Below are 14,556 nucleotides of genomic sequence, written 5' to 3' on the forward strand. Positions count from 1 at the left end.
CGGTGCCACCCACCCTGCCTATGCGGCCCTGCACCCGTTGTCGTACCCACCCGTTACCGTCAGGGCAGGACACCCGTAAGCCCGCACATCCGTGCCCGTACCCGCACGCCCGACCGCGCGCCGGAGAGGAGCAGCCCCCGTGGCACCCAGGACCGCCCTCGCGCCCGATCCGCACGGCCCCGGCGGCCGGCTCCAATCGCTGGACGACGCGGGCAGCCCGCTCGGCCCGCCCGAGGCCGTCCGCGACCTCGCCACCGCGGTCGCCGCCCGGGAGGCCGCCGAGCCCACCCGCTGGGTCTGGGCCGCCGCCGACTCCGCGTACACCCCGCTGCTGCCGCGGCTGCCGGACCGGCTCGCCCGCTGCCACGACCTGCGGCTGGTCGAGGCCCTGCTGCTGGGCCACGAGGGCCGGTTCGGCGCGCCGCGCTCGCTCGGCGCCGCCTGGGCCCGGCTGCGCGGCCTGCCCGTCCCGGCGGACCTGCCCGAGCCCGGCCTGGCCGAGGCCGACGGTGGCCAGGACACCCTGTTCGCCCCCGACCGGCTGCAACTGCCGCCCGGCGCCGACCCGTTGGCCGCCGTGGTCGCCGTCCACGCCGAGCAGCAGCGCCGAATCGCCGCCATCGCCGACCCGGCCGCCCGGCAGCGGTTCCGGCTGCTGGTCGCCGCCGAGTCGGCCGGCGCCCTGGTGGCCGCCGAGATCGCGCAGGACGGCCTGCCCTGGCGCACCGACATCCACGACCGGCTGCTGACCGAACTGCTCGGCCCCCGCCCGACCGTCCCCGGCACCCAGCCCCGGCTGCTCGCCGACCTCGCCGTCGAGTTCCAGCAGGCCCTCGGCGCCAAGCCGTTCAACCCCGACTCGCACACCCAGGTGCTGCGCGCCTTCGCCGACGCCGGCATCCAGCTCGGCTCCACCCGCTCCTGGGAGCTCAAGGGCGTCGACCACCCGGCCGCCCGGCTGCTGGTCCGCTACAAGGAGCTCTCCCGGATCCACGTCGCGCACGGGTGGGCCTGGCAGGACGCCTGGGCCCGCGGCGGCCGCTTCCGCCCCGAGTACGTGGTCGGCGGCGTCGTCTCCGGCCGCTGGGCCAGCCGCGGCGGCGGCGCCCTGCAGATCCCGCGCATCCTGCGCCGGGCCGTGGTCGCCGACCCGGGCTGGCTGCTGGTGGTCGCCGACGCCGCCCAGCTGGAGCCCCGGGTGCTCGCCGCGCTCTCCCAGGACGCCGGGCTGGTCCGTACCGCGGCCGGCGGCGACCTGTACGAGGCGCTCGCCGCCACCGCCTTCCAGGGTGACCGGGAGAAGGCGAAGCTCGGTCTGCTCGGCGCCATGTACGGGCAGACCAGCGGCGACATCGGCCCGCTGCTGAACACCCTGCGCCGCCGCTACCCGGCCGCGATGGGCTACGTCGAGGCCGCCGCCCGCACCGGCGAGGACGGCGGCGTGGTCACCTCCCGGCTGGGCCGGGCCTGTCCGCCGGCCTCCGCCGACTTCCTCGACCTCACCGAGGCCGACACCGCGGGCGAGGCCGGCGGCCGCACCGCCCGCGCCCGCGGCCGCTTCACCCGCAACTTCGTCATCCAGGCCAGCGCCGCCGACTGGGCCCTCGCCCTGCTCGCGGCCCTGCGCCGGCGCCTCGGCGAGCTGCCCGCGGCGAGCCCGGCGGACCGCCCGCACCTGGTGTTCTTCCAGCACGACGAGGTGCTGGTGCACACCCCGGCCAACCTCGCCGACGAGGTGGCCGCCGCCGTCACCGAGGCCGCCGACGAGGCCCGCCGGCTGGTGTTCGGCGACACCCCGGTGCGGTTCCCGCTCACCACGGCGGTGGTGGACTGCTACGCCGACGCGAAATAGCCCCTACAGCAGCCCTACAGCTTCCGGAAGGAGCGCGCGTCCTCGGCCGCCGCGACCACCTCGACCAGCCCCGCCCCGGCCGAGGCGGTGACGGCGGCGGCCACCGCGCCCTCCACGAACGGCGCGTCCACCAGCCGCACGCCGGGCCGCGGCTCGTCCTCCAGCACGGTGACGGCGGTGAGCACCGAGCTGCCGAGGTCCGGCAGCACGACCACGCCCGCCCCGCCGTCCGCCCGCTCGATCGCCCCGGCGATCAGCTCGTAGCTGGTGCCGAGCCCGCCGTCCTCCGTGCCGCCCGCGACCACCACCCGCACGCCGTCCGGGGCGAGCTCGCCGAGCAGCTCGCGCAGCCCCTCCGCGAGCCGGGCGCTGTGCGAGACCAGAACAATGCCCACGTTCTCACTCATGCCGACGACCCTACGGCGCGGTCCCGCTGCTCCGGGAGAGTGACCGGAATCGTGCGTGTCGCACCCCGTGCCCACCACCCCCGTCTGGCGTAGCGTCGGGTCAGCACCGCCGAAGCGTCCTGGACCGAGGGAGCGAAGAGCGTTGAAGAAGCTGATCAACACCCCGGAGAGCGTCCTGGAGGACGCCCTGGCCGGAGTCGCCGCCGCCCATCCGGAGCTGACGGTGGACGTCCCCAACCGGGTGATCACCCGGGCCGCCCGCCCGGCCGGGCCCAAGGTCGCGCTGATCTCCGGCGGCGGTTCCGGCCACGAGCCGCTGCACGGCGGCTTCGTCGGCCCCGGCATGCTCGACGCCGCCTGCCCCGGCGAGGTGTTCACCTCGCCCGTCCCGGACCAGATGCTGGCCGCCGCCAAGGCCGTGGAGAACGGCGCCGGGGTCGTCTTCGTCGTGAAGAACTACACCGGCGACGTGATGAACTTCGAGCTCGCCGCCGAACTCGCCGCCGAGGAGGGCCTGGAGGTCCGCACCGTCCTGGTCAACGACGACGTCGCGGTCGAGGACTCCACCTGGACGGCCGGACGCCGGGGCACCGGCGCGACCGTCCTGGTCGAGAAGACCGCCGGCGCGCTGGCCGAGCGTGGCGCCCCGCTGGACGAGGTGGCCGCCCTGGGCGAGCGGGCCAACGCCGCCTCCCGTTCCTTCGCGATCGCGCTCTCGCCCGCCACCGTCCCGGCCGCCGGCAAGCCCGGCTTCGACCTGCCCGAGGACGAGATCGAGGTCGGCGTCGGCATCCACGGCGAGCCCGGCCGCCGCCGCGAGAAGCTCCGCCCGGCCCGCGAGCTGGCCGCCGAGGTGGTCGAGACCATCCTGACCGACCACCACCTGACCCCGGGCGACGAGGTGATCGCCCTGCTCAACGGCCTGGGCGCCACCCCGCTGCTGGAGCTGTACGTCGTCTACGGCGAGGTCGCCGCGCGGCTCGCCGAGCGCGGCATCACGGTGGCCCGCAGCCTGGTCGGCAACTACGTCACCAGCCTCGACATGGCGGGCTTCTCGCTCACCCTCACCAAGGCCGACACCCAGCTGCTGGAACTCTGGGACGCCCCGGTCGACACCCCCGCCCTCAAGCGAGCCTGACACCATGGACTTCGACACCCCGCAGGCCGAGGCCTGGATCCGCGCGATCGCCGCCGCCGTCGAGAAGGACCAGTCCCGGCTCACCGAGCTGGACTCCGCCATCGGCGACGGCGACCACGGCAGCAACCTCCAGCGCGGCTTCGCCGCCGCCCTCGCCACCCTCGACGGCCTCCGGCCGGACAGCCCCGGCGCCGTCCTCACCAAAACCGGCACCACTCTCATCTCCAAGGTCGGCGGCGCCTCCGGCCCCCTCTACGGCAAGGCCTTCCGCGCCATCGGCGCCGCCCTGCCCGAACCCGCCGACCCGGCCACCCTCGCCGAGGCCCTCTCCGCCGGACTTGACGCCATCCGTCTCCTCGGCAAGGCCGACCCCGGCGACAAGACCATCGTCGACGCCTGGGCCCCGGCCGTCGCCGCCTTCCGCGCCACAGCCGCCACCGGAGCCACCCTCCCCCAAGCCGCCACCGCAGCCGCCGACGCCGCCGAACAGGGCGCCCGCGCCACCGTCCCCCTCCAGGCCCGCAAAGGCCGCGCCTCCTACCTCGGCGAACGCAGCATCGGCCACCAGGACCCCGGCGCCACGTCCACCGCCCTCATCTTCCGCACCCTCGCCACCACCCTCACCACCTGACCCCACCCAGCCCCCAACCCCAACCCACCCACCCCCCTCACCCGCCCCAGCGAGAGGGACGCGCTGCGGAAGGGGCGGCGCAGGGGGCGGCCCGGAGAGGGGCGTTGCGGGTGATTTTCAGACTGCCAACGGCGCCCAGCACCCCACCCACAGAGTCGGCAGTCTGAAAATCATCCAGCCCCTCGGAGCGGCCACCCCCGGAGCCGCCCCGCCCCCCACCCTCCCGAAAGCCACAACCCACACCCCAGCCCCGCGCAGCGGCCCCTCACCCCTCCCCCACCCGACCTCGGCGGGCGCGCCGAGGGACCGCCCGAGGCCGAGCGGCACCCACCGGTCCGGCGCGTCGAGGACGTGGGCCCGCCCCGTGCCGTCCACCCTGATCGGCGGCACGTGCCCGTACTGCAGCAGTTCCATCGCCCCGGGCGTGCGGAACTCCGCGAACAGCGCCGTGGTGAACTCCCCGTCCGGCACGTGCCGTTCGACGCTGGCCTCGATCCGCGCGGCGACGCCCCGCAGCCCGGCCTCGTCGTACGCGGCCTCGCGGAACGCGCCCAGCACCACGGCCGCGGTCTGCACCGCCGCGAGCCCCTTGCCCCGGGCGTCCCCGACCGCGACCCGGGTGCCGTGCGGCGTCTCCAGGACGGAGTACAGGTCCCCGCCGATCCGCGAGGCGTCCGCCGCCGACACGTACCGCACGGCCAGCCGCAGCGGCCCGACCACCGGCTCCGGCAGCCGCAGCAGCGCCCGCTGGGCCGCTTCGGCGACGGAGCTGACGGCCGCGAAGGCCGCCGCGCGCCGCATCCGGAGCTTGGCGACCCACGCGGAGAACAGCGCCACCACCAGGTAGCTGACCATCGCGCCGTAGCGGAAGCGCGCGTCGTTGATGTTGTCGACCTCGTCGTAGTGGCTGAGCCCGAACACCGCGAGCAGTCCGAGCGCGCAGACCGCGAGCAGCTCGCGGGGCCGGAGGGTCAGGGCCGCGACGGTCGGCACGACGGTCATCAGCGGGGCGCGGTAGCGGTCCTTGCCGGAGAGGAAGTCCGCGAGCGCGACCAGCAGCATGGCGAGCAGCGCCGGGCACGGCGCCACAGCGGCACGTCCTCGAGGTCGGCGGCCAGCAGGGCGCCGCGCTGCCGGGCCGTCGGCAGTCCCGCTGCCGTGGGCTCCGAGGGCGACTGGGCGCGGCGGATCGGAAACACATACCGAACATAAGGGACGATCACGGCACCCATCCACCCACCCGGTCGCCTACGATTCGATGCACCTCCCCCACCCCTCCGGGAAATACCCCACAGGGGTATGGTGTTATCAGCATAGGAACCGCACCGACCTCCCGGAGGCCCGATGTCCAGCACCAGCACCATCACCTACACCGTGTCCGGCATGAGCTGCGGCCACTGCGAGAAGGCGATCAGCGAGGAGCTGTCCGCGCTGACCGGGGTCACCGAGGTCGCCGCCGACGCCAAGGCCGGTACCGTGACGGTCTCCTCCGCCGCGCCGTTGGACGACGAGCAGGTCCGCGCCGCCGTCGACGAGGCCGGCTACGAGCTGGTCGGCCGCAGCGTCTGAACCGCCGAGGCGCGGCGGGGCCGGACCAGCGGTCCCGCCGCACGCCCCCCACCAAGGAGCTGATCCGCATGAGCACGTCCGCCCCGGACGTCGAGGCCCGGGACCGGGTCGAGCTGTCGATCGGCGGGATGACCTGCGCCTCCTGCGCGGCCCGGATCGAGAAGAAGCTCAACCGGATGGAGGGCGTCGAGGCGACCGTCAACTTCGCCACCGAGAAGGCCCGGGTCGACTACGGACCGGGGACCACGGTGGCGGACCTGATCGCCACCGTCGAGCGCACCGGCTACACCGCCGAGCTCCCCCCGCCCCCGGCCCCCGCCGCCCCCGAGCCGACCTCCACCGCCACCGCGCCCGAGCGGCCCGCCGCCGACCCCCTCCTCGACCGGCTGCTGATCAGCGCCGTCCTCAGCGTCCCCGTGGTCCTGCTGTCGATGGTCCCGGCCCTGCAGTTCGCCAACTGGCAATGGCTGGCCTTCGCGCTCACCGGCCCGGTCGTGGTGTACGGCGGCCTGCCGTTCCACCGGGCCGCCTGGACCAACCTCAAGCACGGCGCCGCCACCATGGACACCCTGGTCTCGCTCGGCACCCTGGCCGCCTTCGGCTGGTCCTGCTGGGCGCTGTTCTGGGGTCACGCCGGCATGCCCGGCATGCACCACGACTTCTCGCTCGCCGTCGGCGACACCGACGCCTCCTCCACCCTCTACCTGGAGACCGCGGCCGCCGTCACCGTGCTGATCCTGCTCGGCCGCTACCTGGAGGCCCGCTCCAAGCGCCGGGCCGGCGCCGCGCTGCACGCCCTGCTCGACCTCGGCGCCAAGGACGTCGCGGTGCTCCAGGGCGGCCGGGAGGTGCGCCTGCCGGTGGACCGGCTGACCGTCGGCACGCGCTTCGTGGTCCGCCCCGGCGAGAAGATCGCCACCGACGGGGTGGTGGTCGAGGGCGGCTCCGCGGTGGACGCCTCGATGCTCACCGGCGAGTCCGTCCCGGTCGAGGTCGCCGTGGGCGACCCGGTCACCGGTGCCACCGTCAACGCCGGCGGGCGCCTCGTGGTCGAGGCCACCCGGGTCGGCGCGGACACCCGGCTGGCCCGGATGGCCAAGCTGGTCGAGGAGGCCCAGAACGGCAAGGCCGCGGCCCAGCGGCTGGCCGACCGGATCTCCGCGGTCTTCGTCCCCGCCGTCGTCCTGATCTCCCTGGCCACCCTGGTCACCTGGCTGCTGGCCACCGACAGCCCCACCGAGGCGTTCACCGCCGCCGTGGCCGTCCTGATCATCGCCTGCCCCTGCGCCCTCGGCCTGGCCACCCCGACCGCCCTCATGGTCGGCACCGGTCGCGGCGCCCAGCTCGGCATCCTGATCAAGGGCCCCGAGGTCCTGGAGACCACCCGCACGGTGGACACCGTCGTCCTGGACAAGACCGGCACCGTCACCACCGGCCGGATGGCCCTGGTCGCCGTGCACACCGCCGAGGGCGTCGACGAGACCGAGGCGTTGCGGCTGGCCGGGGCCGTCGAACACGCCTCCGAGCACCCGATCGCCGCCGCCATCGCCGCGGCCGCCGCCGAGAGGGCGGGCGGGCTGCCGCCGGTCGAGGGCTTCCGCAGCGTCCCCGGCCGGGGCGTGGAGGGCGTCGTGGCGGGCCGCACGGTGGTCGCCGGGCACGAGGCCCTGCTCGCCGACCGGGCACTGCACCTGCCGCCCTCCCTGGCCCGCGCCAAGGCCGCCGCCGAGGCGGCCGGACGGACGGCCGTCGCGGTCGGCTGGGGCGGCGAGGCCCGGGCCGTCCTGGAGATCGCCGACGCGGTCAAGCCGACCAGCGCCGAGGCGGTCGCCCGGCTGCGCGCACTGGGCCTGCGCCCGGTGCTGCTGACCGGCGACCACCGCGCGGTCGCCGAGGCGGTCGCGGCCGAAGTCGGCATCCCCGCCGGGGACGTGATCGCCGAGGTGCTCCCCGAGGACAAGGTCGCCACCGTCAAGCGGCTGCAGGCCGAGGGAAAGGTCGTCGCGATGGTCGGCGACGGCGTCAACGACGCGGCCGCCCTCGCCCAGGCCGATCTCGGCCTGGCGATGGGCACCGGAACCGACGCCGCGATCGAGGCGAGCGACCTCACTCTGGTCCGCGGCGACCTGCGCTCGGCGGCCGACGCCATCCGGCTCTCCCGCCGCACCCTCGGCACCATCAGGGGCAACCTCTTCTGGGCCTTCGGCTACAACGTCGCGGCGATCCCACTGGCCGCCGCAGGACTGCTCAACCCGATGATCGCCGGAGCCGCGATGGCCTTCTCCTCGGTCTTCGTGGTCACCAACAGCCTCCGGCTGCGCCGCTTCCGGCCCGCCTGAGCCCTGCGCCCGCCCCGCCGCGAACGTGCGCAGGGGCCCGGACCGATGGCGGTCCGGGCCCCTGCGCACGCTGCGGTCGTCCAGGCCGCGGGCGTCAACGTCCCAGCAGCTCGCCGCCGTTGCAGTGCAGGATCTCGCCGGTGATGAACCCGGCCTCGGGCGAGGCGAGGAAGTGCACCGCCGCCGCGACCTCCCCGGTCTCGCCGATCCGGCCGAGCAGGGTGCGGGCCGCCCGGCGGGCGACCTCGGCCTCGTCCAGCCGCGGCCCGAAGAACTCGGTGCCGCTGACCGTCCCCGGCGCGACGATGTTGGCGGTGATGCCCGAGGTGCCCAACTGGGCGGCCAGGAAGTGGTTCCAGGCGTGCAGCGAGGCCTTCGCCGCGCCGTACGAGCCGGCCCCGCGCAGGGCGGCGATGGAGCTGATGGTGACCACCCTGCCGGAGCCCGGGGTGAGCCGGTCGCGGATCGACTCGGTGAGCAGCACCACGGTCAGCACGTTGCGCTCGAAGTCGCCGCGCCAGCGGGCCAGCAGGGCGTGCGGGCCGCCGCCGACCACCGTCTCCCGGCTGCCGGCGTTGTTGACCAGCACGTCGATCCGCTCAGGCAGTTCGCGCACCGCGGCCTCGACGTCGTCCGGGTCGGCGAGGTCGCAGACCAGCGGGGTGACGTTCGGGCCGAGGTCGGCCGCGGCCTTCTCCAGGACCGCGCGGCGGCGGCCCACGATCACCACCCGGTCGTCCGCCTCGGCGAACCGCCGCGCGACTTCGTACCCGATTCCCGTGCCACCGCCGGTGACGACGACGTTCCTGGCCATCTGCGCACTCCCTCCCCAGTTCCGCCGTCGCGCTGCGAGTGCGCGACGGTCCGTACCGGAATGCCACGATTCCTATCACGCTCGGTTGCCGTGACTGCGGGGAGGGTGACGTCCCGCGCGAGAGAAGGTGTGGTATGGGCGGGGTACGACGCGCACACGGAGCGTGGCGAGAGGCAGCTCACACCCTCCGGGCGTAACTTCTCGCACCCTGATACGTCTTAGGTTGGTAGTGCGGCAGTTTTTCCGACGGGCGGGGACGCGATGAACGGCAACGCGTCCCCGCGCTTCCATCGGCTGTCGCCGACGGGGCTCCGGCGGGCCCCGGGAACGGTCGTCGTCCTCGACGGCCTTCGCGCACGGCGCCGGGGTCCTGGCGGGCCAGGGACGCTTTGAGCGGCCGTCTCCTGGTTGCGGCCGGCCCCGGAGTCGTGCGCCGTACGGTCCGTCCCCGCGCCGCCCCCTTCGGGGGAACGGCGCGGGAACGCGGAGGGGCCCGGCCGCTCGAACAGCGGCCGGGCCCCTTTCAGCTTCCGCGCGGGTCGGTACCCGTCGTCAGCGTCGTCGCGCGCGTCGTCAGCGGCCCTCGAGCGGGACGTAGTCACGGATCGCGGTGCCGGTGTAGATCTGGCGCGGACGGCCGATCCGGCTGGTCGGGTCGTTGATCATCTCGTGCCAGTGGGCGATCCAGCCCGGCAGCCGGCCGAGGGCGAACAGCACGGTGAACATGCTGGTCGGGAAGCCCATGGCGCGGTAGATCAGGCCGGTGTAGAAGTCCACGTTCGGGTACAGCTTGCGCGAGATGAAGAAGTCGTCCTTGAGAGCGTGCTCCTCCAGCTTGAGCGCGATCTCCAGCAGCTCGTCGCTCTTGCCGAGCTGGCCGAGGACCTCGTGCGCGAGCTGCTTGACCTGGGCGGCACGCGGGTCGAACGCCTTGTAGACCCGGTGGCCGAAGCCCATCAGCTTGACGCCGGCTTCCTTGTTCTTGACCTTCGTGATGAAGGAGTCGACGTCGCCGCCGTCCTTCTGGATGCTCTCCAGCATCTCCAGCACGGCCTGGTTGGCGCCGCCGTGCAGCGGGCCCCACAGGGCCGAGATGCCGGCCGAGATCGAGGCGAACAGGTTGGCGTGGCTGGAGCCGACCAGGCGCACGGTGGAGGTCGAGCAGTTCTGCTCGTGGTCCGCGTGCAGGATGAGCAGCTTGTCCAGGGCGTTGACGACGACCGGGTTGAGCTCGTAGTCCTCGGCGGGGACGGCGAAGGTCATCCGCAGGAAGTTCTCGACGTAGCTCAGGTCGTTGCGCGGGTAGACGAAGGGCTGGCCCATCGCCTTCTTGTACGCGTACGCGGCGATCGTCGGCAGCTTGGCGAGCAGGCGGACCGTCGACAGGTGGCGCTGGGCCGCGTCGAACGGGTTGTGGCTCTCCGGGTAGAACGTGGACAGCGCGCCGACGACCGAGGACAGCATGGCCATCGGGTGGGCGTCCCGCGGGAAGCCCTGGAAGAAGCGCTTGACGTCCTCGTGCAGCAGGGTGTGCTGGGTGATCTCGCGGTTGAACTCCGCCAGCTGGTCCGCGTTCGGCAGCTCACCGTTGATCAGGAGGTACGCGGTCTCGATGAAGCCGCCCTGCGAGGCGAGCTGCTCGATCGGGTAGCCGCGGTACCGCAGGATGCCGTTGTCGCCGTCCACGAAGGTGATCGCGGACTTGTACGCGGCGGTGTTACCGAAGCCGTTGTCCAGGGTGACCAGGCCGGTCTGCGGGAGCAGCTTCGAGATGTCGAAGCCGGCGTTGCCCGCAGTGCTCTCGACGACGGGGTACTCGTACTCGCCGTCCTGGTACCGCAGTACTACCGAGTTGTCGCTCACGTCTTCCTCACCGACGAAATGAATCCTCTTCCAAGGTGCCCTGACTGTCTCCACCATCCCCCATCCGGAGGACAGCCGCGCACCCGGGGTGGCCCGAAAGGGCCCGCCCCTACAAAACCTGCCGCCGCAGCCGGTACGAACCGGACAAGATCGGCACCACCCTAGGCTCTGCCGTAAATCTCTTCACGTCAAGAGAACCTTAAAGGCAACCATCCCGTTGGAGAATCATCCAGTGGTCAGCCGATGATCGAGCGCGGTATGCCTCCGACCTGCGCTGACGGCCCGCACGGCCTGCGCGATCGCCTTCCGTGACCCGACCAGCACCACGAGTTTCCGGGCCCTGGTCACAGCGGTGTAGAGCAGGTTTCGCTGGAGCATTGTCCAAGCGGACATGGTGACCGGAATCACCACCACCGGGTACTCGCTGCCCTGCGAGCGGTGGATGGTCACCGCGTAGGCGTGGGACAGCTCCTCCAGTTCGTCGAAGTCGTACACCACCTCCTCGTCCTCGTCGGTGAGCACCGTCAGCCGCTGGTCGTCCACGCTGAGGGCGGTCACCACTCCCACTGTGCCGTTGAAGATGCCGTTCCGCCCCTTGTCGTAGTTGTTGCGGATCTGCGTGACCTTGTCCCCCACCCGGAACGTACGACCGCCGAAACGGCGTTCGGCCAGCCCCTCCCGGGCCGGCGTCACCGCCCCCTGGAGCAGGGTGTTCAGGTTCCCCGCCCCCGCCGGACCGCGGTGCATCGGCGCCAGCACCTGGACGTCCCGACGCGGGTCGAAGCCGAACTTCTGCGGGATCCGGCGCGCCACCACGTCCACCGTCAGCCCGGCCGCCCGCTCCGCGTCGTCCTCCGCGAACAGGAAGAAGTCCGCCAGACCGTCCGTCAGCGGCGGCCTGCCCTCGTTGATGCGGTGCGCGTTGGTCACCACGCCCGACTGCTGCGCCTGCCGGAAGATCCTGGTCAGCCGCACCGACGGGATCGGACCGCCCTGCGCCAGCAGGTCCCGAAGCACCTCCCCCGCACCGACCGAGGGCAGCTGGTCCACGTCCCCCACGAACAGCAGATGAGCACCCATCGGCACCGCCTTGACCAGCTTGTTCGCCAGGATCAGGTCCAGCATCGAGGCCTCGTCGACCACCACCAGGTCCGCGTCCAGCGGCCGGTCCCGGTCGTACGCGGCGTCCCCGCCCGGCTTTAGCTCCAGCAGCCGGTGCACCGTCGAGGCCTCCACCCCGGTCAGCTCCGACAGCCGCTTCGCCGCCCGGCCGGTCGGCGCCGCCAGCACCACCTTGGCCCGCTTCGCCAGCGCCAGCGTCACGATCGACTTCACCGTGAACGACTTGCCGCAGCCCGGACCGCCCGTCAGCACCGCGACCCGCTCGGTCAACGCCAGCCGCACCGACTGCTCCTGCTCCGGTGCGAGCGACGCCCCGGTCCGCTTCGCCAGCCAGTCCAGCGCCACCGGCCAGTCCACGCCGGCGAACCACGGCATCCGGTCCGTGTCCGAACGCAGCAGCCGCAGGAGCTGGTTGGCCAGCGAGATCTCCGCCCGGTGGAACGGCACCAGGTACACCGCGGTGATCGACTCGCCGCCCTCCCCCGGCACCGACTCGCGCACCACCCCCTCGGTCGCCACCAGCTCCGCCAGGCAGTCGATCACCAGCCCGACGTCCACCTGCAGCAGCTTCACGCCGTCCGCGATCAGCCGCTCCTCCGGCAGGAAGCAGTGCCCCTGGTCGCTGCTCTGCGACAGCGCGTACTGCAGCCCGGCCTTCACCCGCTCCGGGCTGTCGTGCGGGATCCCCACCGCCTGGGCGATCCGGTCCGCCGTCAGGAAGCCGATGCCCCAGACGTCCGAGGCCAGCCGGTACGGCTCGTTCTTCACCACCCCGATCGAACCGTCGCCGTACTGCTTGTAGATTCGCACAGCCAGCGAGGTCGACACCCCGACCCCCTGCAGGAAGACCATCACCTCCTTGATGGCCTTCTGCTCCTCCCAGGCCGCCGCGATCTTCTTGGTGCGCTTGGGTCCCAGCCCCGGCACCTCGATCAGCCGGCCCGGCTCGCTCTCGATCACCTCCAGGGTGTCCACCCCGAACCGCTCCACGATCCGCTCGGCGAACCGCGGCCCGATCCCCTTGATCAGCCCCGAGCCCAGGTACCGCTGGATGCCCTGCACCGTCGCCGGCAGCACCGTCGTGTAGTTCTCCACCGTGAACTGCCGCCCGTACTGCGGGTGCGAGCCCCACCGGCCGTGCAGCCGCAGCGACTCCCCGACCTGCGCCCCCAGCAGTGCGCCCACCACCGTCAGCAGGTCGTTCCCTCCCCGACCGGTGTCCACCCGGGCCACCGTGTAACCGGTCTCCTCGTTGGCGTACGTGATCCGCTCCAGCACGCCTTCGACCTGCGCGAGCTGGCGAGGCTGCTGCTCCGACGGCGCCTGCTTGCCCACCGGGCCCCCTTCGACCAGTACGGGTGGATCGATTCCGCTACGCACCGTACCGCCCGGCCCCGACAACCCCACAGTCGCGAGGCCCAGGGCCCACGGTCGAGGGCTGTCGTGCACCGCCTCCACCGAGGTGCCAGGCTGTCTGTAGGCAGGGGGACCGTCGACCGCGCCCGCCCGGGCCGGCCCCGTCCGAGGAGCAGTGCCGACATGCTCAACACCGCCTTCCACCCCGGCTCCCCGGACTGGCTCGACCTGGGCAGCCCCGACACCCGGGCCTCCGTCGACTTCTACACCGCGCTCTTCGGCTGGACCTTCGACTCGGCCGGCCCGGAGGCCGGCGGCTACGGCTTCTTCCGGCTCGACGGCCGGACCGTCGCCGCCCTCGGCCCGCTCACCGAGGAGGGCGCCCTGCCCGGCTGGACCCTGTACTTCGCCACCCTCGACGCCGACCGCACCACCGAACTGGTCGAACAGGCCGGCGGCCGCGTCCGGTTCACCCCCTTCGACGTCTTCACGGCAGGCCGGATGGCCGGCTACACCGACCCGACCGGCGCCGAGTTCGCCGTCTGGCAGCCACACGACACCCGCGGCCTGGACGTCGTCGACGAGGAGGGCAGCCTCTGCTGGGCCGAGTGCCACAGCATCGACGCCGAGCGCGCCAAGTCCTTCTACCGCACGGTCTTCGGCTGGCAGGAGCAGGACGTCCCGTTCGGGGACTCGCTCTACACCGTCCTCACCCCGGCCGGCGGCGGCACCGACGACGCCCACGGCGGCATCGTGCAGCTCAGCCCCGAGCAGACCGCCGGCGGCACCGGCTCGCACTGGCTCCCGTACTTCGAAGTCCCCAACGCCGACGCCAGTCTCGCCATCGCCGACACACTCGGCGCGACCGTCCGCCTCCCCGCCACCGACGTCCACGGCGTCGGCCGCCTGGCCCAGCTGACCGACCCGCACGGCGCCGCCTTCGCCGTCATCGCCAGCGCAAAGCCCGGGGAGTGACGCCGGATCACCTCAGGGCCCCTCAGAAGGGCCGTGGAGGGACGCTACGGGCGTAGATGACGGGTCGCGAAGGAAATGGGTCGCCCGATGGCCCGATCGCGGCCGCAGCGGCCGTTTCTGGCGATCACCCGGAATCGATCCTCCGGAAAACGCGAAGAACCCCCAGCCCGGTTTCCCGGCTGGGGGTTCTTCTGAAGAATTGTTCGGCGGCGTCCTACTCTCCCACAGGGTCCCCCCTGCAGTACCATCGGCGCTGTGAGGCTTAGCTTCCGGGTTCGGAATGTAACCGGGCGTTTCCCTCACGCTATGACCACCGAAACACTATGAAACTGTCAACCGCACACCCGAAATTCGGGCGGGTCGTTGTTTCAGAACAACACAGTGGACGCGAGCAACTGAGGACAAGCCCTCGGCCTATTAGTACCGGTCAACTCCACCCCTCACAGGGCTTCCATATCCGGCCTATCAACCCAGTCGTCTACTGGGAGCC

The 14,556-nt window shown here is 72.9% G+C and carries 11 protein-coding genes and 1 rRNA gene; 6 read left to right on the forward strand and 6 right to left on the reverse strand.

The window, feature by feature from the left end; all coding sequences use genetic code 11:
• The first annotated feature begins 139 nt into the window (after window positions 1-139).
• Window positions 140-1,852 (forward strand): bifunctional 3'-5' exonuclease/DNA polymerase, encoded by a 1,713-nt coding sequence (locus tag ACZ3TI_RS10345; RefSeq protein WP_465725437.1) that lies wholly within the window; start codon window positions 140-142, stop codon window positions 1,850-1,852.
• 14 nt (window positions 1,853-1,866) lie between these two features.
• Here the strand turns inward: ACZ3TI_RS10345 and dhaM are convergent, their stop codons facing one another.
• Window positions 1,867-2,259 carry a dihydroxyacetone kinase phosphoryl donor subunit DhaM gene (dhaM, locus tag ACZ3TI_RS10350; RefSeq protein ID WP_465725439.1) on the reverse strand — a complete coding sequence of 131 codons (393 nt, stop codon included), beginning with the start codon at window positions 2,257-2,259 and terminating at the stop codon, window positions 1,867-1,869.
• A 142-nt stretch (window positions 2,260-2,401) separates the two neighbouring features.
• Here dhaM and dhaK point away from each other — a divergent pair, with 142 nt between their 5' ends.
• Entirely contained in the window at window positions 2,402-3,397 is a 996-nt protein-coding gene (gene dhaK / locus ACZ3TI_RS10355) for a dihydroxyacetone kinase subunit DhaK (protein WP_465725441.1), read from the forward strand.
• Between the two features lie 4 nt (window positions 3,398-3,401).
• Window positions 3,402-4,028 carry a dihydroxyacetone kinase subunit DhaL gene (gene dhaL / locus ACZ3TI_RS10360; RefSeq protein WP_465725443.1) on the forward strand — a complete coding sequence of 209 codons (627 nt, stop codon included), beginning with the start codon at window positions 3,402-3,404 and terminating at the stop codon, window positions 4,026-4,028.
• 117 nt (window positions 4,029-4,145) lie between these two features.
• Here dhaL and ACZ3TI_RS10365 read toward each other — a convergent pair whose 3' ends face one another.
• Entirely contained in the window at window positions 4,146-5,117 is a 972-nt protein-coding gene (locus ACZ3TI_RS10365) for a PP2C family protein-serine/threonine phosphatase (RefSeq protein WP_465725445.1), read from the reverse strand.
• Window positions 5,118-5,372: 255 nt separating this feature from the next.
• On the opposite strand from ACZ3TI_RS10365, the gene ACZ3TI_RS10370 reads away from it, so the two are divergent.
• Window positions 5,373-5,597 (forward strand): heavy-metal-associated domain-containing protein, encoded by a 225-nt coding sequence (locus ACZ3TI_RS10370; protein ID WP_465725447.1) that lies wholly within the window; start codon window positions 5,373-5,375, stop codon window positions 5,595-5,597.
• 68 nt (window positions 5,598-5,665) lie between these two features.
• Window positions 5,666-7,936 (forward strand): heavy metal translocating P-type ATPase, encoded by a 2,271-nt coding sequence (locus ACZ3TI_RS10375; protein WP_465725449.1) that lies wholly within the window; start codon window positions 5,666-5,668, stop codon window positions 7,934-7,936.
• A gap of 94 nt (window positions 7,937-8,030) precedes the next feature.
• Here the strand turns inward: ACZ3TI_RS10375 and ACZ3TI_RS10380 are convergent, their stop codons facing one another.
• From ACZ3TI_RS10380 to recD2, 3 genes are all read right to left on the reverse strand, one after another.
• Window positions 8,031-8,750 (reverse strand): SDR family NAD(P)-dependent oxidoreductase, encoded by a 720-nt coding sequence (locus ACZ3TI_RS10380; RefSeq protein ID WP_465725451.1) that lies wholly within the window; start codon window positions 8,748-8,750, stop codon window positions 8,031-8,033.
• 573 nt (window positions 8,751-9,323) lie between these two features.
• A complete protein-coding gene (locus ACZ3TI_RS10385) occupies window positions 9,324-10,613 on the reverse strand; it encodes a citrate synthase (protein WP_465725453.1) in 1,290 nt (429 codons plus the stop codon).
• Between the two features lie 225 nt (window positions 10,614-10,838).
• Window positions 10,839-13,070: an SF1B family DNA helicase RecD2 gene (gene recD2, locus ACZ3TI_RS10390; RefSeq protein ID WP_465725455.1), complete on the reverse strand. Its 2,232-nt coding sequence runs from the start codon at window positions 13,068-13,070 to the stop codon at window positions 10,839-10,841.
• A gap of 204 nt (window positions 13,071-13,274) precedes the next feature.
• Here recD2 and ACZ3TI_RS10395 point away from each other — a divergent pair, with 204 nt between their 5' ends.
• Window positions 13,275-14,066 (forward strand): VOC family protein, encoded by a 792-nt coding sequence (locus ACZ3TI_RS10395; protein WP_465725457.1) that lies wholly within the window; start codon window positions 13,275-13,277, stop codon window positions 14,064-14,066.
• 201 nt (window positions 14,067-14,267) lie between these two features.
• On the opposite strand, the gene rrf is transcribed toward ACZ3TI_RS10395, so the two are convergent.
• Window positions 14,268-14,384, reverse strand: a 5S ribosomal RNA gene (rrf, locus tag ACZ3TI_RS10400).
• Between the last annotated feature and the right edge of the window lie 172 nt (window positions 14,385-14,556).

The organism is Kitasatospora sp. NPDC023120, from assembly GCF_055560835.1.

Bases quoted from the DNA above. Each gene is read 5' to 3' on its own strand.
- ACZ3TI_RS10380 (WP_465725451.1), bottom strand. From the start codon at position 8,750: ATGGCCAGGAACGTCGTCGTCACCGGCGGTGGCACGGGAATCGGGTAC.
- ACZ3TI_RS10370 (WP_465725447.1), top strand. From the start codon at position 5,373: ATGTCCAGCACCAGCACCATCACCTACACCGTGTCCGGCATGAGCTGC.
- dhaL (WP_465725443.1), top strand. From the start codon at position 3,402: ATGGACTTCGACACCCCGCAGGCCGAGGCCTGGATCCGCGCGATCGCC.
- dhaM (WP_465725439.1), bottom strand. From the start codon at position 2,259: ATGAGTGAGAACGTGGGCATTGTTCTGGTCTCGCACAGCGCCCGGCTC.
- ACZ3TI_RS10395 (WP_465725457.1), top strand. From the start codon at position 13,275: ATGCTCAACACCGCCTTCCACCCCGGCTCCCCGGACTGGCTCGACCTG.
- ACZ3TI_RS10375 (WP_465725449.1), top strand. From the start codon at position 5,666: ATGAGCACGTCCGCCCCGGACGTCGAGGCCCGGGACCGGGTCGAGCTG.